We start from the raw sequence: 21662 nt of genomic DNA on the forward strand, positions 1-21662 counted from the left end.
ACTCGTTAATCGGCAACCGACGGAGCTTCGATCGTCGTTCTCGATCCGTCTATCCTATCGAATAAATCGACCGCAATACAGCAGCACCATGCACTGGCTAAACAACATACGTCTTCGGATGGGGCTCGCTGTCCTGGCTCTCATGGGCCTCGCGGTCGTTTCTGTTGCCATCTGGAATCGCTTTGCCAAGCCGACGACTCCGGATCCCGGATTCGATACGACGATGCGCGAGCCTTCGCAGGCGGTTGCTGGGCTCGATGTCGCGGAGGGGCTGACGGTGACGCTATTTGCCTCCGAACCTCAGTGTATCAACCCTGCCAGTATCGACATCGACCACCGGGGCCGCGTTTGGGTCTGTGAGATCGCCAATTATCGCCAGCATCACGAAGATGCTCGTCCTCAAGGCGATCGAATCGTCATTATCGAGGACACCGACGCGGACGGGGTTGCTGACAAACACAGCGTCTTCTACCAAGGTCCGGATATCAATTCGCCCCACGGAGTCTGCGTCTTAGGGGAGCACGTGTTCGTGTCCGCTGGAGACAAGATCATTCGATTTACCGACTCCGATGGCGATGACAAACCAGATGAAAAACAGACCTTGTTTTCCGGCATTTCGGGAGTCCAGCACGACCACGGAATCCACGCGGTTTCGTTTGGTCCGGACGGCAAACTTTACTTCAACTTTGGAAACGAGGGCCGGCAAATCAAGGATAAGGAGGGCAAGCCGATCGTGGACCTCGCTGGAAATGTTGTTTCGACGCAACAGCTTCCCTACCAAGAAGGGATGCTATTTCGATGCGATCTCGATGGCAGTCATTTTGAAACGCTCGGATGGAATTTACGCAACAGCTGGATGGTGGCCGTCGATTCTTTTGGCTCGATGTGGCTGTCCGATAACGACGACGGCGACGCTTCGGTGCGTCTTAATTATGTTCTGGAATTCGGTAACTATGGCTTCCGGGATGAAATGACCGGGGCCGGTTGGCATACGGAAAGGACGGGGATGAGCGCTGAGAAACCGCGTCAACACTGGCACTTAGACGACCCTGGTGTGGTCCCCAGCCTGTTGCACACCGGAGGTGGCGCCCCGGCGGGGATTACGTGCTACGAGGGGGAGCTTCTGCCGCAATTGCTGGGCAATCTGATTCATACCGATGCCGGGGTGAATGTTTGCCGAGCCTACGATGTCGAAGCGGACTTGGCGGGTTTCCGTTGTCAAGGAAAGGACTTGTTGTTGGGCGCGCGCGACTCATGGTTTCGCCCCACCGATGCCAAGGTGGCTCCCGACGGATCGATTTTGGTCGCCGATTGGTACGATCCAGGAGTCGGCGGTCACATGATGGGTGACACCAAGCGGGGACGCTTGTTTCGGATCACGCCCGCCGATCACGATGGAAGCTATCGTATCCCTTCCTTGCAACTAGACGATGTTCCCGCAGCGGTGGCCGCCCTGACGAATCCGAATGCCGCGACGCGCTATCGAGCTTGGCAAGCGTTGCAAAGCTTTGGGGATTCCGCTGTGGAGCCCCTTGGGGAACTGGCTCAATCCGACAACCCCATCCATCGCGCTCGGGCCATTTGGTTTTTGGGGAATCTGCCCGACCAAGCTGATAAGGTGCTCGCTCAAGCAGCACAGGACCCGGACCCCAGAATTCGCATCGTAAGTATCCGGCTAGCGCGTCAGTTGCAGCGAGACGTTTGTGATGCGTTGCCGTCGTTGTTCCGCGACCCTTCGCCGCAAGTGCGCCGTGAACTTGCGATCGCCTTGCGTGAAAGCGAATCCCCTGCTGCGGCAACTCGTTGGGCCGAGCTGGCGCAACAATATGATGGAGAGGATCGTTGGTATCTGGAGGCATTGGGAATCGGATCGGATCAAAATGCGGATGCATGCTTCGACGCGTGGTTGGCCGCGGTGGGATCGAATTGGAACAGCCAGGCGGGGCGGAATCTTGTTTGGCGTTCGCGAGCCCGCAAGGCCTGTAGCTTGCTGGCTGAAATCTTGAATTCGCCACAGCTTCCGCGCTCGGAACACGCACGCTTTCTGCGTGCGTTCGACTTTCATTCGGGAATTGAAAAACAGCTCGCGCTGCGAAGCCTGGTGGACCAGGGCTACGACGTCCATCCAGAAGAGGTCTTTACCAGGCTCAATGCCCGCGACGCTTCCACTTCCGCCGTGGCGACGGACGCTTTGCTGCTGTTTGTCCGGTCCAACGTTTACACATCCCAATCGCTCGATCTGATTGAACGGTACGCAATCGTCGATGTCGCGCATGAACTTGCCACGCGTCTGTTGGACGATGCAAGCGGCACCTTAAGTGTCCGGGCGGCCGAGGTGCTTTTCAAATTGAACGCGGCACAGCCGCTGATCGATGCGATGGAATCATCCGAACCGGAGCGTGCCGCCAAAGCGATCCATCTGGTCAGTTTGACGGCTGGCAAGCAAGCCGTTCCGCTGCTGATGCCTCTGGCGTTGCGGTCCAAGTTGCCAATGGAGCTACGCATTGCGGCAGCGGACGGATTGGCGGCGCGGACCGACGGACAAGCGGCTTTGTTAAAACACCTTCAGACAGATGATCTGCCGGCACCAATCCAAGTTTCCATCCGCGATGTGTTGTTGGCGTCTCCGGTGCAATCGGTCGCAGACGCTGCTGCGGAAAGGTTGGCGTCGCAGGAGTCCGGCGAAGCGATGGCGATGCCTTTGGTGGATCAGTTGATTCGCGAACGAGGGGATGCGGCCGCGGGCGCTATCGTCTTTCGCGATGCCGGTAATTGCGCCAGCTGCCATCGGTACAACGGAATCGGAAAAGAAATTGGTCCCGATTTGACCGACATTGGGAAGCGTCTTTCCCCTTCGGCACTCTACTCCGCTATCCTAACTCCCAACGCGGCAATCACTCATGGCTATGAGACGCACACGTTATTGTCGTCCGACGGCCAGATTGTGTCGGGAGTATTGATCAGCCAAACCGACGATGCTGTCACCATTCGAACGGCTCAAGGGATCGATCGGACGATTCGGCGCGACGAGGTGGATGAACTGCAGAAGCAACCGCAATCGATAATGCCCGCCAACTTGCATCTGAAACTCACTCGCGGACAGCTAATTGATCTGGCCGAGTACTTGATGGCCTCCCCCACGAAAGCTCAGCCGCCCGAATGAGTCCCGTCCCTTCATTAAAAATGAACCGCCGATTGGCTGCCTTGGCGAAGCGATTCCAGCTCGACCGGTCTTTGCTTTGGGTCCTTGCGGCCCGCATCTGGCAGGTTGTGTCGGGGCCGCTGACGATTTGTCTGATCGGGATTTATTTGTCTCTCGACGAACAGGGCGTCTATTACGGAATCTTCAGTTTTCTGACGATTCAGGCGTTCTTCGAACTGGGCCTGTTGAGTGTGCTGATTACGTTTGCTGGACATGAGGCCGCGTCGCTGAACGTTCACTCTCCTCCCGCGTTGGAAGACGAAGCTTGGCAACGCGCTGCAATGCGGATGGCGGAACTGCTGCGAGCATCGCGACGGTGGTTCGCTGCCGCCGGTGTGGTCTACGGGGGCGTGGCGCTGTTGATGGGGTGGAATGTGCTAAGCGATTTGGAGTTCACCAATCCGGTCGCCTGGCATTGGCCCTTGGTGCTGGTACTTCCCTGTGCCGCGTTGACGGTCGTTTGGTCTCCCGATGTCGCAATCCTGGAAGGGATTGGGCTCCGCGAAACGGTCTATCGGATTCGCCTGCTGCAGGCGTTCTCGGGCAGCCTCGTCGTCTGGGGTTGCTTGACCATGGGGCTGGGGATTTGGAGTGTTGTTGCCGCAACGGCAACGCAGACCCTTTGGACGGGGTACTTGGTTGCCGTCCATGGGCGACCGGTATTCAAGCCGATCTTGGCTCAAGTGGGCCAATCCGCGGAGTTTTCGTGGCGGAAAGATGTCGTTCCCTTCCAGTGGAAGGTGGCCGTCAATGGCGTGCTCTACTACGTTACCACGCAATGTTTTGTGCTGATCATCCTGTGGTTCAGCAAGGACAGCGCCGAGGCGGGACGATTGGGGATGACGTTAACCGCGACCGCAGCAATCCAGATGCTTGCGATGGCCTGGGTGCAAGCCAAGTACCCGGTTGCTGCAAGTTTGCATGGGGCTGGCGAACGAGAACAAGCCGGGACGATGTGGCGGCAGATTGCAATCAGTTCGTCCGCCTTGCTGGTGTTGGCTTTCGTTGCTTTAACCCTTCTGGTCATGCTGCTGCCTTGGTTAGATTCCCGTTTCGAGAACCGCTTTGTGTCGCCTGAGATTGTTGCGATGTTAGGGCTCGGTTGCTTGGCAAACCATCTGTCAGCGATTCAATCCTTTTACATCTTATCGCGTCGCTTTCCGCCATTGATGATCATGATCCCGGCAATGATCATTTCAGCCTCATCGATTTGGCTGGCGGGCTATTTCTATTCGACGTGGGGCATCGCGTGTGCCTACGCAGCTTCGTTCTGGTTGGTCTTACTTCCGCTGCAAACCTGGGGCTATCTGAAGCTTCGAAAGCGGTGAGTCCATTCTTCTGTCGGCGCATAAAAAAAGAGAGACCCCGGCCACAAATGACTTTCGCCGCACGCGACGCTTGCCATTTATTGAGTCTCTCCTGAACGCTTTTTTATGCTCGATTGAAATTTGGTCAATAGTGATCGCAAAAAATTTTACGGTCGACGTTGCGCGTTCGACTCACGCGATCGCAACCCTTTGGCTGCCGCGACCGCAGGGTGGTTGGGATGGTTTGTTCCGCCGCACGGCGCGACAGCTGTATCGCATCGCTCGAGGATCGCGATTGAGAGCGAATGCCAATGTCGCGATGTGACGTTTTGCAGTCGCTCGCTGCGCTTCGCCAACAACCACTCTTGGCGTACCCGATGCCATGCAGAATCTTCGCAAATTGTGGCGATCTTTTGATGATCTCGCTTGCCATTTTTAACCCCGGCTGCGCACGATAGGGGCATGGAAAACGCAAGTAAAAACGATGGTTTGGGATGCCATTACCACTTCATTACCGGCCGCCTCGCCGAGCATTCGTTGAGGCAGGTTGTTGAATCGGTTGCTGCTCGCGCTGGGTTCGATTATTCGATCGGCGTGATGCCGATCACTGTGGCGGCTCTGATTACGCCAAAGTGGCTTGCACGACATTTGGATGTACCGGCGCAAGCGACCGAGGTGATCCTGCCCGGCTACTGCGTTCGAGGTCTTGCGGAGATCGCCGCGATGCTGGATGTGCCCGTCCAATGCGGTCCCAAAGACCTTAGCGATCTGCCAAATTTTTTTTCGCTTTCTAGCAAAAAAAGATCGCTCAACGACTTCGATATCGAAATTGTGGCGGAAATTAATCACGCTCCCAGTCGTCCCGTCGACGAGCTTTTGGCGCTCGCAAGTGGCTATGCCGCATGCGGCGCCGACATCATCGACTTGGGATGCAATCCCGAACAGCGATGGGATGGTATCAAACGAGTCGTGCCGATGTTGCGCGATCTCGGCTTGCGCGTCTCGATCGATACGCTCGATCCGTTCGAAGCGGCCGGTGCGTGCGCCGCCGGTGCCGAATTGGTCCTTTCGGTCAATCGCAGTAACCGCGAGATGGCAGTCGATTGGGGAACCGAGGTGGTCGTGATTCCCGACACTCCCGATGCGATCGAAACGATGGACGAAACGGCTGAATATCTGACGCAGCGGAACGTGCCGATCCGGTTGGATCCGATCTTGGAACCGATCGGATTTGGGTTTGCCGCAAGCTTGAATCGCTATATCGAAACGCGGCGGCGGCATCCCGACGCGGCGATGATGATGGGGATCGGAAATCTAAGCGAATTAACCGACGTCGACTCCGCCGGCGTCAATTTTCTGCTGCTGGGGATCTGTCAGGAACTGGGCATTCAAAGCGTGTTGACGACCCAGGTGATCAATTGGGCTCGCAGCAGCGTCGCCGAATGCGATCTGGCTCGGCGGATGGTCTATGCGGCTTGCAAAGAGCGGATTCCGCCAAAGAACCTTAGCGATGCGTTGGTGATGTTGCGCGATCCGCGTCTAAGCGAACTGCCCGCCGGACATACCGAGCAATTGGCCGATCAGATCAAAGACAACAACTTCCGGTTGTTCGCTCAGGGGGACGAGATCAGGTTGGTCTCTCGCGATCTGCACCTGGTCGGCGACGATCCGTTTGAGATCTTCGAAGCTCTGCTGGCAACCGAGCAGGGGGAAAAGGTCGACGCTTCGCATGCCTTCTACCTCGGCTTTGAGATGTGCAAGGCGCTGACGGCAATCACGCTGGGGAAACGTTACGAGCAGGATGAGTCGCTGCGTTGGGGACATCTGACGCGCGACGAAAAGCATCACCGGCTCAGTGGCAAGCGTCGTCAAAAAAAGTCAGCTGATTAAATCCCGCTGCGATCCGTTTGCGGGACGATTTGCGTTTACCGGACTGTGCGTTTTCGGGCGTGCTCGGTTGGGAAGCGTCATCGGTGCGGTGATCGTTCGACGATGTTTCCTCGTCGGCATCGCAGACCGCGACGATCCCTTCGCATGGATCTTCGACCTTTAATGGATCGGTCGCTAGGTAGCGATCGGCGCACGAGACCGGGAACTCGCTGCCCAACAGTTGGCGGTGCGTTTGCAATGCGACGTCGGGAGCGTTGTTTTCGTCCGACAGATGCGCCAGGCAGGCCCACTGCAATCGGGAGCTGTCGGCGCGCTGCAGCAGTCGCGCCGCTTCGAGATTCGAAATGTGGCCGCCGGGACCGCTGATCCGTTCCTGCAGCGCCGGCGGGTAGGGGCCTTCTGCGAGCATGACGGGATCGTAATTGCTTTCAATCAAGACCGCGTCCAGCGAGGCGACTGCGGCTTCGAGCCCATCGAAGACGTGTCCCAGATCGGTCAGGATCCCGAATCGGCGACGCGAGTTATCGATGATGAAGACGACGCCGTCGGCTCCGTCGTGAGGCGTCGAGAGCGTTTCGACAGCGACCTGCCCGAACCAGAGTGTTTCGCCGGCATCGAAGTGGCGGACGTCGGAGACGCGCCCCAACCGTTTGCGACGGTCGACGATCGCGTGCGTGGCGGGGGTGCAATAGATCGGCAGGCCAAATTTGCGGTGATAGACGCCCATGCAGCTCGTGTGGTCGCTGTGATCGTGGGAGATGATCAAGGCATCGACGCGGTGGATGTCTTTGCCATGTTGGGCCAGTCGCTCTTGGGCTTGGCGACCACTGATCCCTGCATCGAACAGCAACCGCACGCCGTCGGTTTCGACGTACACGCAATTGCCACTGCTTCCCGATTGCAACGTGATCACTTCCATGGCCGCCAGTATAACGGTCGCGCGGTGTGTGGATACCTGTCGAGAGCTTCGCGCGCTGTGGCCGCGGTGCCATCCCCTCTTCGTCGCTCTGCTAGCTCGTTGGGGCACTCTAGGTGCTGGCGGATGACTGGCGTAAACTTGGCAATTCTCGTGGCGACGCCGCGTGAAGCTTTGGTTCGTCGCGACCGCCGACGTCGCGTCACGTATTTGTAACTCAGCCACTACCCTGCGATGCGGGGACTCAACGGAGCGATCGTTTTGAAACCTTGCAGCATCTTGTTTGTATGTATGGGGAATATCTGCCGTTCTCCGGCGGCCGAAGGGGTGATGCGGCGGTTGGTCGAAGCGGAGGGCCTCGAAGACCGGATCACGATCGATTCGGCGGGCACGATCGGCTTTCACACCGGGAAGGCGGCGGATCGCCGGATGCGAGCCGCCGCGCAACAGCGGGGACTTGAGTTGACGAGTCGAGCGCGGAAGGTGACGGCGGATGATCTAAAGGACTTCGATCGTGTCATCGCCATGGATGCCGAGAACGCTCGCGATCTGATCGCTCTCCATGGCGGTTCGGACGCCCGGATCGAAATGCTCAGCAGCTATCTGGATGATGCGTGGCCGGGCGATGTTCCCGACCCCTATTACGGCGGTGAGGAGGGATTTGAATTCGTCTTGAACATGCTTGAGGCCGCTTGTCCGAAAATCCTGGCGTCGTTGACGACGGAATCTAGTTGAGGGGCGGTGGGGATGAAAAAGTTGTAAAATCGAACACGATGCCAAGCCACGCTCCATCGGCGAATCGTTACGATTGATGCAATGGTTGCAGCTTTCCTGGCCAGATCCGGCAATTTGGTTTCGGCTGGGCAAGCAAAGGGCTGACAACGCCCTTACGTCGAAGCATACTTCGAAGGTCCTCTCGTCCTATTCCGAAATTCCAGCAGACTGCGTCGAAAACATGAATGTCGTTCACTGCCCCGGCTGCGCCCAATCGCTTCACCTGCCCGAATCTGCGAGTTCTGATACGACGCTGCAGTGTCCTCACTGTGGAGCGGTTCACCAAGTCGAACAATTTTTGCCTGCCTCGCCGGAAGCGGAGCTTGACGCGGCAGAGCCGGAAGTGATCTTCAACGAGCACGCGCAGGATGAGTTTTCCCAAGGCGAGATTCTCGCCGATGCCTCTGACAGCGAGACCGAGGCGGACGATCAAGGGCTCGAACTGCTGAGTTTCGATGAGGATCGCGAAGAGCTGCCGATGCTCGACCTGGAAACGGATGACGAGAGCGAAGAGCTGCCGATGATGGAACTGGACGCGGGGGACGAATCCGAGGAGCTGCCGAGCTTGGAGTCCGAACCGATCGCGTTTGACGAAGAGCCAGCCGACACCGATTCACCACTTCCTGATGCGTCGGCCGCAGCGCTGCCGATGATGGATTTGGGCGACGAGGACGAATACGAGGAACTGCCAAATTTTGAGTCGGACCCGATCGCGGAGGATGCTTCGGATGACGACTCGATGCAACCAGCAGGTGATGCGGACGTTGTCGCTCCCGGATTGTCGGGGATCGATTCCGAAACAGACAACGACGAAGACGATTCGCTACCGATGATGGAGCTGGAGCCGGAAGAATCGGCGGAAGCGAGCATGGATTCAGAGCCTGTTGCTTTTGCTGCCGAAGCGGAATTGGATGCCGAAGCGGCAAATCTTGTCGACAATATCAGTGACGAAGATGGGATCGAATTGCCGAGCATGGAGTTTGAGTCGATCGATGGCGACGATGAATCGGATGCCGCGTCGAACGACGATGATGCCTTCGCGGCTGCCGCATTGATCGGGAGCGTCGATTCGGAGGAAATCGAATCCTCGGACAGCGAAGAACCGCTTGCCGCAGAAGAAGAAACCATTGGAATGCCACTTGGGTTTACAGAATTCGATCGCGAGTCTGCGGTGGACGATGTCGACGACAGCGCAATGGAAGACGAATTGGAGCTGGACGTTGCGACGAAAAGCGTTCCTGCAGCCCCCAAACGTTCTCGAGTCGCGAGTCTGGTGACGCAGGTCGTTTGCCCCGAGTGCAACGATCCGGTGCGGATGCCCGAATCGGCGGCGGGAACTGACGCCGTGGTGCGTTGTCCTTGGTGTGGCCAGACCAATGCATTAAGTGTCTTTGCGAATCAATTGGCGCCTGCGTTGGAAGTGGTTTCACCGGGATCGGGGCCCGCTCACGCGGCCGTCGCTGCGATTGACGCCAGCGCTGCGACAAGTGGCTGGGGAGGGGGAACCGCAACGGAGGTCGAATCGACGGAGTCCGCGGAATACGAATCGAATCCCTACCCCGGATTCGATGATGCCCCGGTGATGGAGCCTGCCGGTTTTGACATGTCCGCCCATGGACTGCAGCCGCGTGCTCGGCGTCGCCAAAAGCCATCGATCATCAAGATGTTGATCCAGTGGTTTGGGGGCGGTGTGTTAGGGATCGGCGGTGCCTTGGCGATCCTCTACTTTGGCTTCCCCGAGAAATTTCCAAAGTTCTTGCCGTTCCAGCCACCAAGCAATCGCAGCAGTTCGGTCGTGGGCGGCAGCGGCGAATTTGTGCCGATGAACGTTGATCGGAATAACGATTTCGGTGGGTCGGATTTTGTCGTCAACAACGAAAACAGCGAACTGCTTGAATCGATCGACCTGCCCAACGTGGACGATTCTGAATCGGTCGCGGCCGATGATGCTCAGATGCCTGCGGTAGCCGCTGACGAGCCTACGGCGATCGATCCCGAACCCGCACCGTCGGTGGTCGAACAGCGGCTGCAAACGGCGCGCGAAGCATTGGCCCTAGCGATCGAAACCGAGAAGGGGAGTTCCGACTTTAATGTCAACCGAAACTCGCTGTATCGTGGCTTGGCCGATTTGGCGGTATCCGTTTCCGACAATCCATTTTCCAAGCACCCGAAGAAAGAGGCGGCGCGGTTGCTCGCCAGTCTGGGGGAAGATCGACAGCTGATGACATCGTTGGCGGGCTTGGCGCCTCAGTGGTTGTCCTCTTCGCGGCGCGGCAGCGACGGGATTTTTCTTGTCGCCAAATTGGGCAGCAAGACCAAAGCGCAATCACGTCCGGGATACCATTCGATTCAATTGGCGCGGTACATCGGCGAATCGTCTCCCGCCGAACCGATCACGCTGTTTGGGTTGTTGGATGATCTGATGCCCTACCAAGATCAAAACGTTATGATACTTGCGGTGATTGAAAACGACGCTGTGGATATCACCGGTGACGGAAGTCTCTTGAAGCTATCCGCCATTCAACCGTTGTAGATCTTCGCTTCTTCTAGGAGTCGACGCTGTGCCTTTCGATCCTTCCCAAGCCAGCAGCGGTGGCGACGACGAAGTAAAGTCGGACGATACGGCTCCGGTGGTGCCCGATCTTGCAACGCAGCCCCAATCGCTTCCCAACGGCCCGGAAAGTTTGGACTCGCCCGCGTCCACCGCTCCTTCGGGCAGCCTGATCGATACGCTGCTTTTCGGGTTGTCGCTGCCGGAACGCTCGGCACGGACGGTTTCCGCGTTGGTTGGCGGCTTTGCCAGCGAATCGGCCGCGCGGTTGATCCCCGCGGCGTTCCGGTCCTCCAAAAGTTATCGGGTCTTCGTCCAACAGTCGTTGGATTTTGTGGTCCACGATGTCGGCGGGGTCGTCTCGCACAAGCCGGCTTCGGCCGACGCTCAAACCGAAGGTTTGATGGCTCGTCAGACCGTCGGCGGGATGCTCGATTTCGCCGGAATGGCGACGCTGCACATGTCGCCGATGACGGTCTTGGCAATCATCAGTGACGTCGCGTATGGGTCGAGCACGTACATGCGTCAGTTGAGCGAAGAATTGAAACGCAAGGGATTGATCGATCAGGAATCGACGATTGATCACGTCACCGATCTGATCGACGCGTTGCAGGAAACCAGCGTCCAAGGGGCCGATGCCTTTAATGCCCCGCCGATCAATCTGCAAGGCTTGCAGCAGACGATCGATAAGACGCGCGCGGCGCTGAACCGCATCGATCCAACGACCACGATTCCGCAAGCCGAGATCAAAAGGATCTGGCAGGAGATGGAGACGGCGGCGACCAAGGCGGAGACGTCGGTTTTCGATGTCGCCACAACGATGACGATGTTCAGCATGAACCGCCTGTCGTTGGTCTCCCAGGGGGCGCTCTCGTCGGTCGTGGTCGCGGGCAATCTGATCGATCAACATATCGTCGGTCACTACGCCGATGCGTTGACCGAGATCCAGGTTCGCGGTTTGTGGACGACGTTGGCCGAATCGAGCCAGCCCTATCTGGAAGCGATCTGGAACAACTTCGACGAGACCAAATCGACGCTCACTCAAGATCTACTTAACGGCACCCTGATCGGCAACGCTTGGAGCGGCTTGAGTCGCTGGTGGCAAGGGACCGACAAAAACAAGACGCCGCCAGCGGAAGAATCCCAAAGCTGATGGCGTCCTTGAAAATAGAGCTTAACCCGGCTTAGACGTTGGCGGGGTTCATGACGGCGGTGATCGCTTCGCTGAGCAGTTTGATGCCGTCGCGGATTTGCGATTCGGGCTGGACGCCGAAGCTGAGTCGGATCGTGTTCTTCCGCACCGCGGCTCCTTCGCTTGGGTAACAAAACTCGCCCGGAACATACAACACGCCGCGCTCGATACATTGTTTCCAGAGTGGCGAATCGGAGCCGGCATCGACGCCCGGCGGCAGTTCCAGCCAGACGTATAGGCCGCCGATCGGTCGCCGATATTCGACGCCTGGGATTCCTGCCAAGTGCGTATCGCAGGCCTCTAACATCACTTGCAGTTTGCCCGCATAAGCGGTCTGCAGTCGCTGGACCTGTTCGTCGAAGCGACCCGATTTCAAAATGTTCAGCATCAGTTGCTGGTTCAGGTGAGCCGAACCAAAATCGATCACCGATTTGAAGCGGCGGGCCGAATCGAACAGCCAGCGAGGCATCACGCCCCAACCGACGCGGATTCCGGGGCCGAAGTTTTTCGAGAAGGTCCCGCTTTCGACGGTTAATTCAGGGTCGGCACCGAGGTCGGTCAGCGTCGGGATGTCTTCGCCCGAATAACGCAAGTCGCGATAGGCGTTGTCGACCAACAACAGGATCGGCGATTGCTGCTGCCACTTGTTCATCACGGCGATCAGATCGTGGCGCCGCGATTCGGGGACCGTCGAGCCGCCCGGGTTGTCGCAATACGGAATCAAGTAGACCGATTTGACCCGGTGCAGTTCGTTGTTGGAGGCCAGTTGCTGCAAGCCTTGGTCCAACGATTCGGGGATCATCCCTTGGTCATCCGCTTCGATACCAAAGGCGCGGACGCCCATATCCTTCAACAGCCCCAAGAAGACGAAATAGGTGGGCGCCGCGCAGAGCACGATGTCCCCTTCGTCGAAGACGCATTCGGCGACCAGGTGCAGCAATTGGTTGCTGCCAGCGGTCAGGATCATCCGATCGGCCAGATCGTCGGCGTTGTTGCTGAAGTTCCGCTGCGCGATCGCTTGGCGAAGTTCCTGCGGCCCGTTGTTGGTGCCGTATTGCAGCGCCAACCGCCCGGTGGCGGTGTCGCTGAGCACGTTTTGGGCGGCTTCGGAAACAAACTCCAACGGCAGCGTGGCATTGTCGACAAATCCCGCGGCCAAGGAAATGATTCCTGGGTTGGCCAAGGCGGCAGACATCAATTGGCTGATCGGTTGTTCCGAAGCCCGGGTGCCGCGGGGACTGAGAAGTTGCTCGTGCGTGGAGTTGTGAAGGTTCATTCGCTGAAAAACTCGTTTGATATCGGATCGAGTGAAGGGGAAGGATTTCATGTTAGCGAATCTATCGGGGAGAGGATTCCCCAGATTTGTCGCTTGGCTCGGGTAATGACAAAAGTTTTCATCGCGGGTTCGGCCGCACCACGCTGCGACGTCGTCGAAATCGTGATGCAGGGAACGTGCCCAGGGGAAAAGTTTTCATCGCGGGATCGGACAACCGCAGACTTCTCGCGTTATAGGTGGGATGCACGTCGGAGCGGCGTGCTCGTGTGATCCGTAAAGCGGGAGGAACGCGTGGCGGTCCAGCGGAAGTTTCCATCGATGGCGGCCAAGACGTCGCCGCAGTCCGCGGTGAGGAGCGGTCTGCGCGACGGAAACGCTTGGTCGCGGCTGCCGCTGTCGGTTGCCAACGCCTTTCTCGAAATGGTCTATCCGCCCACCTGCACACTGTGCGGTGGGGCGCTCTTGCCGACGCGGAGCGTCCAAATGTGTGATGCTTGCATCGACGCAGTTCGGGGCAGCTGCCGGCATTGGTGCCGTCGCTGTGGGATGCCGATGGAACCGATGCGGTTGGAGGAGCGGAAGTGCAATCGATGCGGCAAGCAAAAGCTGCCGTTTGAGGAGGTTGTCGTCTTGGGACGCTACGAAGGGGCGATGCGTGAGGCGGTGATCGCTGGGAAAAAATACATTCACGAGCCGTTGGTGATGGCTTTGGGAGAGCTGTTGGGGCAGCAAATCGCGAGTCGATTGGATCCCATCCCCGAAATCGTCACCTTCGTTCCCTCGCATTGGCGACGAAGGCTTGGACGTGGTACGGTGCCAGCGGCAACGTTGGCCAAGCAGGTCGGCCGTGTCTTGGGGCGGCCAGTGCATACAGCAACCCGCTGCACTCGGGGGACGACCAAACAGGGAAAGTTGGCAGCGGATCAACGGGCTCGCAATATTTCCAACGCCTTTGCTGTACGCCGACGTTACCACCCCAAGGGGCGTACTTATTTGCTGATCGACGACGTAATGACGACGGGAGCGACGTTAAGCGAAGTTGCCCGAGTGTTGTTGGCGGCTGGTGCGACGCGAGTTTGCGTTGCGGCCACTGCGCGCGGCGTGGGAAAAAACTAAGCTATATCGAGATCGCGCGGTTCGGCAACGAACTTTTATTTTCTCGGTCCCCTATAAAAACCTAAGCTATGGCACGGCAGGGCCGATGTTCGATCGAAGGTTGCGCATCGGCGCCTGCTTGAATTCCATTTTTGACGCAAAAATACCAGCAGTTTTGTATGAACCCTTCGAACACTGACGAGCTATCGCCAGCGGGATCGCCGAGCACCGCGACCACCTTTCGCCGCGCAATCTTGCACGGCTTGGGAATCGTCATGCCGCCGTTGTTGACGATTTTGCTGTTCGTGTGGGCTTGGAACACGACCGAAAATTACGTCCTCTCACCGCTGGAATCGGGAATTCGGAATGTCCTGGTCTGGAAGATGCAGGACATCCACGATACCAAGCCCGCGGGGGGCGATTATGTCGCCGATTCGACGGGAAAGAAGTTTCTGCCCAGTTATGTCGTCGCTTATGTCGACCAAAACCTGCATCGCTTGGGCCCCTACGAACCGGTGCCGCAGACGGCGTTGGCGTATTGGCATCGCTACGTCCAATTGGTCTACCTGCCGCGTACGGTGGTCGTCCCGTTTTTCTTGTTAATGTTCCTGATCCTGCTGTATTTCCTGGGAAGGATGTTTGCTAACGGGATCGGGCGATTTTTTGTCCGCGCGATGGATCGGTTTATCGGCCGCGTGCCGGTCGTCAGCAACGTCTATTCGTCGGTCAAACAGGTCACCGATTTTGTCTTCAGCGAACGGGACATCGAATTCAACCGCGTCGTCGCCGTCGAATACCCACGCAAAGGGATTTGGTCGATCGGATTTGTGACCGGTCAGAGTATGGCGGATATCAGCGCGGCGGCGAACGAGCCGGTGCTGAGCGTTTTGATGCCGACCTCGCCGATGCCGGTGACAGGGTTTACTGTCACGGTGCGTAAGAGCGAAGCTGTCGATTTGGACCTGACGATCGATCAAGCGATTCAATTTATCGTCAGCTGTGGCGTCGTCGTTCCGGCGAAACAGCAGCAAGCGTTCAGCCGTCTGCAGTTGAATTTGCCAGGCACGGGGAAAGAGGCATCCAACGCGACACCAACCGGAGGTGGCGACACGGCCGGCCCCTCTGCGTTGACCGATTGAACGTGGCAAAGCCCCGTTCGCGCGTCATGACGCCGCGATTTCCACGATGAAGATCTCTGAATCATCGAACACGCCCCATCACACAGCAACTATAATCCGGGTCCTGTGCTGGCCGCATCGAGGGCTTTCGTATCCATGCGAAAGGTCCCCGTGCGCCATTTCTTCTCGTGTTGACCGGATTGACCTGGGCATCTAACTCATGAATCGCTGTCTGTTTTTATTGTCTGTCGTCATTACGTTGTTGGCGGTTTCGGAGTCGAGTGCTCAGTTCGAAGGGATGAAGTACCGGATTCCTGCGGATGCCAACACGTTGATCTTGATCAACGCGGAAAAGGCGTTTGGATCGCCCGTTTCGGATCGCGAGCGTTGGGTGGCGCGACGCAAAGCGGCCTACGACGCGGGTGTTTCGGCGCTGCCGCCAGACGCGACCGAAGTCATCTTGGCCGGACGATCGGATCATGAGTTTGGCAAATCGGTCTGGGAGCTGGCGTTGGTGAAACTCACCGGAGAGCGGAACGTCACGACCGTGGCGACCCGTTTTGGTGGCAGCATCGACAACATCGCCGGCCGCAGCGCAGCCCGTTTGCCCGACGATCACTATGTCGTCCAGGTCCGGCCAAATCTGATGGGAACCTACACTCCGGCAAACCGCCAGGACGTGAGCCGTTGGCTGAAGTCGACCGATCTGGACACCGGCCAAAGGATGTCTCCTTATCTACAGGATGCCTTCGCTTATGCGGCCGAAGTCGGTACGCCGATCGTGATGGCGATGGATCTTAGTGGGTTGGTTTCGCAGGGGGCTGTCACCCGGGCAATCCCAAACTTGGAATCGTTGAAAGATTCGGGACTCTCTCCCGCCGCGGTTGCGAAACTGATCAGCGGTGTGCAGGGGATCACGCTGGGAATCACTTTGGAAGACCAAACGATCGGCGCGATTCGAGTCGATTTTGAAGCTTCGCCGGAAGCTTTGGCAAAGGTGGGCAAGCCGCTGTTGATCGAGATTCTGGGCAGCCAAGGCGCGATGCTTGAAGACATTCGCGATTGGGCCCCTTCGGTTAGCGGTAACACCTTTTTTCTCCGTGGCAAGCTTTCCGCGACCGGCACGCGTCGGGTCTTGAGCGTGCTGGAACTGCCACGCTCGCTGGGAGCCGCTGTTAACGATGCTGCTTCATCGGGATCCGATTCCGAAGAATCGGCCGCTCGCATCGCATCGCAGCAGTACTACAAGAGCGTCACGACGCTGTTGGACGATCTTCGCGACAAACCGAAGACCGATCACGTCAAGACGTTTGGCCAGGCGGCGATCTGGTACGACAAATACGCCCGCAAAATCGATGGTTTGCCTTTGTTAAATGTCGACCCCGCGCTGCTGAAATACGGACGTGATATCTCGGGGATGTTACGCGAGGCGGAGATGTCGATGAAAGGTGTGGGGATGCGATCGTCGGTGCGGACCGGGATGAACAGTCCAACATCGTACGGATACAGTTCCTATGGCGGCGGATACCGTGCAGGAAGAGGCTACGACGGTGCTCTCTACGGTCCTCAGGGATATTCTGCGAGCGTGGGAGCGGCGCAGGCTTCGGTCCGCGAGGAGGGCCGCACCGACGCGGTGATTCGGGGGCAGGAGCGAACCAAGGGGGCGGCTTCGGTGCAACAGATCTGGCAGGACATCGACTCGGCGACGGCTGAAATTCGCCAGGTGATGACCGGCCGATACAGCGCCGAATTTTAGCTTCTCGGGCGTCGCTTCCAGGTCGACCAGTTTCCAGCCTCTGCGACTTGGTGAATAATACGCCCCTTGTTGCAACGAGTATTTGAAACTACGGACCGAGAATGACGACTCTATTGATAGCGTTGGGCACGATGGTGGCCTATCTGATCGCTTACAACACCTACGGGCGTTGGTTGGCGCGGAAGATTTTCCAGTTGGACGACAATGCGGTCGTCCCCAGCGTGGAATTAAACGACGACCGCGATTTTGTTCCGACGGATCGTTCGGTGCTGTTTGGCCATCACTTTACGTCGATCGCTGGGACCGGCCCCATTGTGGGTCCTGCGATCGCTGTCATGTGGGGTTGGTTGCCGGCTCTGGTTTGGGTTTTACTTGGATCGATCCTTGTCGGTGCGGTGCACGATTTTGGCGCCCTGGTCGTCTCGATTCGCAGCAAGGGTCAGACCGTGGGCGACGTCGCCGGTCGGGTGCTGAATCGCCGCGTCCGGTTGTTGTTCCTGCTGATTCTGTTCATGGCGCTGACGATCGTGTTGGCGATCTTTGGTTTGGTGATCGCCGCGGTCTTCAAACAGTACCCTGCATCGATCATTCCCTGCTTGGTGCAGATCCCGATCGCGATGGCGATCGGCGTGTGGTTGCATCGCAAGAACGTGCATCTGTTGCTGCCATCGTTGATTGCGTTGATCGCGATGTACTCGACGTTGATCTACGGGAACTCAGGCGTCTTGGGGACACTGAACCAATCGATGGCCGAATGGTCGGTGATCACGTGGGTGTTGATCCTGTTGGTCTATTCGTATGTCGCGTCGGTGCTTCCGGTTTGGATGTTATTGCAGCCGCGCGACTACATTAATTCGTTGCAGCTGATCACCGCCCTTGGCTTAATTGTGGTGGGACTTGGCGTGGCCGGTTTGTTTGGTGGAGCCCCGTTGTCCGAAGGAGGCGATCGGGTGCCGTTGGAGATCTCAGCACCGGCGGTTCGGGCGAATCCAGAGGGAGCGCCGGCGGTGATCCCATTCCTGTTCATCACGATCGCCTGCGGGGCGTGCAGTGGATTCCATTGCTTGGTCTCGTCGGGAACGTCCAGCAAGCAGATCAAATGTGAGACCGACGCGCAGTTCGTTGGCTACGGTTCGATGTTGACCGAAGGTTTTTTAGCGACGCTTGTGATTTTGGCTTGCGTGGCGGGCATCGGATTAGGTGTCACCGAGAAGATGAGTGGCGGTCCGGTCGTAACCGGCGCGGCCGCTTACGAAGCCCGTTACCAGTCGTGGCAATCGGCTCAAGGTTTGGGAGCGAAGGTGGGCGCATTCGTCGACGGCTCGGCCAACTTTCTCAAAGCGTTGTCGATCCCGCCAGCGATCGCGATCGCGCTGATGGGCGTCTTGGTCGCGTCGTTTGCGGGCACGACGTTGGATACGGCGTGTCGCTTGCAACGCTATGTCGTGCAGGAGCTGGCCGCGACGTTTGTCCGCGGATCGGGGGCTGAGGATGTTGCGGTGTCGGCGAATCCGATGACCTGGTTAACCAATAAACACGGGGCCACGATTTTTGCGATCACCCTGGCCCTGGCGATCGCGGCGTTGCCAGCGCCCGGAGCCGAGATGACGCTGGCCAACGCGGGCAAAGGCGGCCTGATTTTGTGGCCGCTGTTTGGAGCGACCAATCAATTACTGGCTGGCCTCGCGTTCTTAGTGATCTCGTTCTTCCTGTGGCGTCGCCGAATTCCGGTTTGGTTCGTTGTGATCCCGATGGTCATGATGTTGATCATGCCGGCTTGGGCAATGCTGATCGAACTGCCAGGTTGGTTGAACCCTCCCGAAGGGCAATCGCCCAATTGGGTCGTGATCGTGATCGGCTGTGCGACGTTGGTTTTGGAGGCTTGGATGATTGTCGAAGCGATCATCTTGTGGCCGACGGTGCGTGGAATTGTCGAAGAGGCGGCCGTTGCCAAGCCATCGTCTTAGGCTACGATAACCACAGCCATGACCGCATCACAAAACGCATCTTCGAACGCTCCTCAGGAAGCGACCGATCCACGGCTCGCCGGTCGTGCCGGCGCGTCGGCATCGGCGGACGTTTCGACCGACGAGGCCGCGGCGCTCTCGTTGCCCGAGATGCTTCGCGTTCTGGAAGTTGCCCGTCAGATGCGCGAGGATCGGCAGACAGCCGAAGTGGCGCTGCGTCGCGATGAGGTGCGGACCGAGATTCGACGCAAATTGATCGAATCGGCCAAGGTGACCGGAGAACAGGTTAGCGACGCGGAGGTCGATGCGGCGATCGAACAGTACTTTGACACGATGCATGTGTTGAAGGAGCCGAAGTTCGGCCTGGAATCGATGTTGGCTCACGCGTATGTGCTGCGGCGACGCGTGGCCGCGGGCGCTGCGGCGGTGACGGTGGCGTTGGCCCTCACATGGTATGCGTTCATGTCTCCTTGGGCGCCGTTGAGTCCGACGGTGAGGGCGGAGCGGGCAGCAGCGGTTCAGGTGGAGCAATCGCAAGTCCTCTTGCAACAAATCACTTCGATTTCGGTCGATCAGGACGCGACGGCTGAAGCCTCGCGGTTGATGGCCGAAGTGCAAGCCGCCGGCGCGGCCAACCCCTCGGTGGCCGCTGCGGCCCACCAGCGGCTGAATCAATTGTGGGAACAGATGCAAACCCAGTACGAAGTCCATATCGTTTCGGGTGGCAGCGAGATGTCGGCTTTTGAACGCGATTTTTCGGATGACCAAGGGACACGTCAGGCTGGTTATTACGTGGTCGTCGAGATGCGTTCTCCCGAGGGGCGAGTGCTGCGGCAAACGATTCGCAATGCGGAAACCGGCAAACAACAGTTGGTGGCTCGGTGGGCTGAACGCGTTCCCAAAGATGTCTACGAGCGATTGCGGGACGACAAAGTGTCCGATGGCGTGTTGAACGAAACCTTGTTTGCGGTGAAGCGTCGCGGGGAGACCCAAGAGCAGGTTCAGATCCCGACCCGCAGCGGCGAAAAGCTGCAGCGGTCCGCTCAGATTACCAATTGGTAGCCAGTCGCAGGATATCCATGCCAACATCCGGTTCCGAAGTGCTTCGCGAGATCTCGCTTGCGATTCAGAATGCCAAACGCCAACGCGATGCGTTGCAATCCCAACAACGCGAGCTCTTGCAGCAATCGGATGCCTTGGTCCGTGAACGCGGGAAGACGTTGGTTGAACTGGCGGAAAACTATCTTCCCGAACTCAGTCAGGAAACGGTTCGGCAGGTCTGGCGCGAGATCCAGCCTGCGATCCGGGATGTGCTGCTGCGGAAAGAGATGCGGCAACGCGAGTTGGAGGAGGAGCACGAACGTTTGGAATCGACGCAGGCTCAATTGCGGCACGATCTGGAGACGCTCAATCACAAACTCGAAACCGTCTGCGGCCAACGCGATACGCTCAGCAAACAGCTCAGCGAACAACTTGCCGGCGATCCCGCTTTCCAACAGCTGACCGATCAAGCAGCGGTGGCGGAGATCAACCTGCAGCGTGCCGAATCGAGCTTGGACGAAGTCGAGCACGATGTGATCGCCAAGCTGCCGGCGTATCAACGCAGTCGGTTGTTTCAGTATCTGCACAAACGAAAGATGGGAACGCCGCAGTACACCGCGCGGGGATGGCGACGGCGGATGGATCGTTGGGTCAGCGGACTGATCGATTATCCGAAGGCGCGGAAGAGCTACGAGTTCTTGAGCGAGGTGCCCGAGAAGATGCGGGAATTGATCGCCGAACGTCGCAATTCGCTGAACCAGTTGTTGGATCGGTTGGAGCGGGCGCAGCAGAAGGTGTCGGCGGAGCTGGGGCTCGATAAGGTGCTGGATCAGATTCACTCCCGCGAAGCCCAACGCGATGACCTTCTGCAGCAGTTGGAACAGACGGTCGTGAAGACCCACGAAACCGGAGCCGAAATCGACAAGTTGTTGGATAGCGAGGGGCCGTTCTACGCCGAGGCGGTCGAACATTACCGGCGTTTGTTGGATCAAACCCAAACGCTGACCTTGGAGCAGCGGGCGGCTCAGTCTCCCGATCCGGTCGACGATCAATTGGTCGCGCGGCTGAAACATTTGGACGAAGAGATTCGCCGGTTCCAGCAATCCGCCGATTCCCGCCGCCAACAGCTCAAAGAGGCCGAAGACCTGGCCGAAGCGATCCACTATCTGGCCCAGCAGTTTCAGCGGGCTCGGTTCGATGATTCGCGCAGCTACTTCGACGACCAATTGAACATTCGTGAATCGCTGCAACGATTGATCGATGGCCGCGAACGCCCCGATCTCCTGTGGCAACACATCCGCCGCCATCAACACACGGCGCCGAACTGGTACGAGGAGAATTCGCGCCGGGTCGCCAACGCCGCGAATTCGCCGATGGGGCAGATTTTGCTGCAAACGATGGCGCACGCGGCGGGAGCTGCGCTGCGTGAAAGCGCTCGTCGCGCCGGTTCGCGACGGATGAGTTATCCAACCTCATCGACGCGAAAGACGAGCCGACCAAGTATGCCCACACCGCGACGCTCCGGATTTAGCACTCGGAGAGGGTTTTAGTTTTCGTGAAGCCGACGTCCCATGGCA

At 58.1% G+C, this 21662-nt stretch carries 14 protein-coding genes; 12 read left to right on the forward strand and 2 right to left on the reverse strand.

The annotated features are described in order from the left end of the window. Positions 1–118 precede the first annotated feature (118 nt). The 3 genes from Poly24_RS05140 to Poly24_RS05150 all read left to right on the forward strand — a co-directional run bounded on the left by Poly24_RS05140 (position 119) and on the right by Poly24_RS05150 (position 6399). Complete coding sequence (locus Poly24_RS05140; RefSeq protein ID WP_197452339.1) at positions 119–3163, forward strand: PVC-type heme-binding CxxCH protein; 3045 nt, start codon at positions 119–121, stop codon at positions 3161–3163. Then, positions 3160–4530 (forward strand): lipopolysaccharide biosynthesis protein, encoded by a 1371-nt coding sequence (locus Poly24_RS05145; RefSeq protein ID WP_145091436.1) that lies wholly within the window; start codon positions 3160–3162, stop codon positions 4528–4530. The genes Poly24_RS05140 and Poly24_RS05145 overlap by 4 nt, the downstream gene beginning before the upstream one ends. Before the next feature lie 441 nt (positions 4531–4971). Then, on the forward strand, positions 4972–6399 hold the full coding sequence (locus tag Poly24_RS05150; protein WP_145091440.1) for a DUF6513 domain-containing protein: 1428 nt from the start codon (positions 4972–4974) through the stop codon (positions 6397–6399). Here Poly24_RS05150 and Poly24_RS05155 read toward each other — a convergent pair. After that, a complete protein-coding gene (locus Poly24_RS05155) occupies positions 6362–7318 on the reverse strand; it encodes an MBL fold metallo-hydrolase (RefSeq protein ID WP_145091443.1) in 957 nt (318 codons plus the stop codon). The genes Poly24_RS05150 and Poly24_RS05155 overlap by 38 nt on opposite strands. A 258-nt stretch (positions 7319–7576) precedes the next feature. Between Poly24_RS05155 and Poly24_RS05160 the strand changes: the two genes are divergently transcribed. From Poly24_RS05160 to Poly24_RS05170, 3 genes are all read left to right on the forward strand, one after another. Next, positions 7577–8050, forward strand: coding sequence for a low molecular weight protein-tyrosine-phosphatase (locus Poly24_RS05160; protein WP_231753475.1), 474 nt, complete (start codon positions 7577–7579; stop codon positions 8048–8050). Positions 8051–8270: 220 nt separating this feature from the next. Further along, positions 8271–10622 carry a hypothetical protein gene (locus Poly24_RS05165; protein WP_145091449.1) on the forward strand — a complete coding sequence of 784 codons (2352 nt, stop codon included), beginning with the start codon at positions 8271–8273 and terminating at the stop codon, positions 10620–10622. Positions 10623–10650: 28 nt separating this feature from the next. Then, complete coding sequence (locus Poly24_RS05170; RefSeq protein WP_145091453.1) at positions 10651–11793, forward strand: hypothetical protein; 1143 nt, start codon at positions 10651–10653, stop codon at positions 11791–11793. A gap of 31 nt (positions 11794–11824) precedes the next feature. On the opposite strand, the gene Poly24_RS05175 is transcribed toward Poly24_RS05170, so the two are convergent. Continuing rightward, positions 11825–13159, reverse strand: coding sequence for an aminotransferase-like domain-containing protein (locus tag Poly24_RS05175; RefSeq protein ID WP_145091456.1), 1335 nt, complete (start codon positions 13157–13159; stop codon positions 11825–11827). A gap of 267 nt (positions 13160–13426) precedes the next feature. Here Poly24_RS05175 and Poly24_RS05180 point away from each other — a divergent pair, with 267 nt between their 5' ends. From Poly24_RS05180 to Poly24_RS05205, 6 genes are all read left to right on the forward strand, one after another. After that, positions 13427–14224, forward strand: coding sequence for a ComF family protein (locus tag Poly24_RS05180; protein WP_145091459.1), 798 nt, complete (start codon positions 13427–13429; stop codon positions 14222–14224). A gap of 158 nt (positions 14225–14382) precedes the next feature. Then, the gene (locus Poly24_RS05185) at positions 14383–15342 is read left to right on the forward strand and encodes a DUF502 domain-containing protein (protein ID WP_145091462.1); all 960 of its coding nucleotides are present in this window, start codon (positions 14383–14385) and stop codon (positions 15340–15342) included. Between the two features lie 199 nt (positions 15343–15541). Continuing rightward, on the forward strand, positions 15542–17077 hold the full coding sequence (locus tag Poly24_RS05190) for a hypothetical protein (protein WP_145091465.1): 1536 nt from the start codon (positions 15542–15544) through the stop codon (positions 17075–17077). Positions 17078–17178: 101 nt separating this feature from the next. After that, complete coding sequence (locus Poly24_RS05195) at positions 17179–19044, forward strand: carbon starvation CstA family protein (protein ID WP_145091468.1); 1866 nt, start codon at positions 17179–17181, stop codon at positions 19042–19044. An 18-nt stretch (positions 19045–19062) separates the two neighbouring features. Next, positions 19063–20106, forward strand: coding sequence for a DUF6384 family protein (locus tag Poly24_RS05200; RefSeq protein ID WP_145091471.1), 1044 nt, complete (start codon positions 19063–19065; stop codon positions 20104–20106). Between the two features lie 17 nt (positions 20107–20123). Next, positions 20124–21635: a coiled-coil domain-containing protein gene (locus tag Poly24_RS05205; RefSeq protein WP_145091473.1), complete on the forward strand. Its 1512-nt coding sequence runs from the start codon at positions 20124–20126 to the stop codon at positions 21633–21635. The last annotated feature ends 27 nt before the right edge of the window (positions 21636–21662 follow it).

The organism is Rosistilla carotiformis, from assembly GCF_007753095.1.
GTDB lineage: Bacteria > Planctomycetota > Planctomycetia > Pirellulales > Pirellulaceae > Rosistilla > Rosistilla carotiformis.

Coding starts and splice junctions, on each gene's coding strand:
- Poly24_RS05140 (WP_197452339.1), top strand. CDS start 119: ATGGGGCTCGCTGTCCTGGCTCTCATGGGCCTCGCGGTCGTTTCTGTT.
- Poly24_RS05145 (WP_145091436.1), top strand. CDS start 3,160: ATGAGTCCCGTCCCTTCATTAAAAATGAACCGCCGATTGGCTGCCTTG.
- Poly24_RS05150 (WP_145091440.1), top strand. CDS start 4,972: ATGGAAAACGCAAGTAAAAACGATGGTTTGGGATGCCATTACCACTTC.
- Poly24_RS05155 (WP_145091443.1), bottom strand. CDS start 7,318: ATGGAAGTGATCACGTTGCAATCGGGAAGCAGTGGCAATTGCGTGTAC.
- Poly24_RS05165 (WP_145091449.1), top strand. CDS start 8,271: ATGAATGTCGTTCACTGCCCCGGCTGCGCCCAATCGCTTCACCTGCCC.
- Poly24_RS05175 (WP_145091456.1), bottom strand. CDS start 13,159: ATGAAATCCTTCCCCTTCACTCGATCCGATATCAAACGAGTTTTTCAG.
- Poly24_RS05180 (WP_145091459.1), top strand. CDS start 13,427: ATGGCGGCCAAGACGTCGCCGCAGTCCGCGGTGAGGAGCGGTCTGCGC.
- Poly24_RS05185 (WP_145091462.1), top strand. CDS start 14,383: ATGAACCCTTCGAACACTGACGAGCTATCGCCAGCGGGATCGCCGAGC.
- Poly24_RS05190 (WP_145091465.1), top strand. CDS start 15,542: ATGAATCGCTGTCTGTTTTTATTGTCTGTCGTCATTACGTTGTTGGCG.
- Poly24_RS05195 (WP_145091468.1), top strand. CDS start 17,179: ATGACGACTCTATTGATAGCGTTGGGCACGATGGTGGCCTATCTGATC.
- Poly24_RS05200 (WP_145091471.1), top strand. CDS start 19,063: ATGACCGCATCACAAAACGCATCTTCGAACGCTCCTCAGGAAGCGACC.
- Poly24_RS05205 (WP_145091473.1), top strand. CDS start 20,124: ATGCCAACATCCGGTTCCGAAGTGCTTCGCGAGATCTCGCTTGCGATT.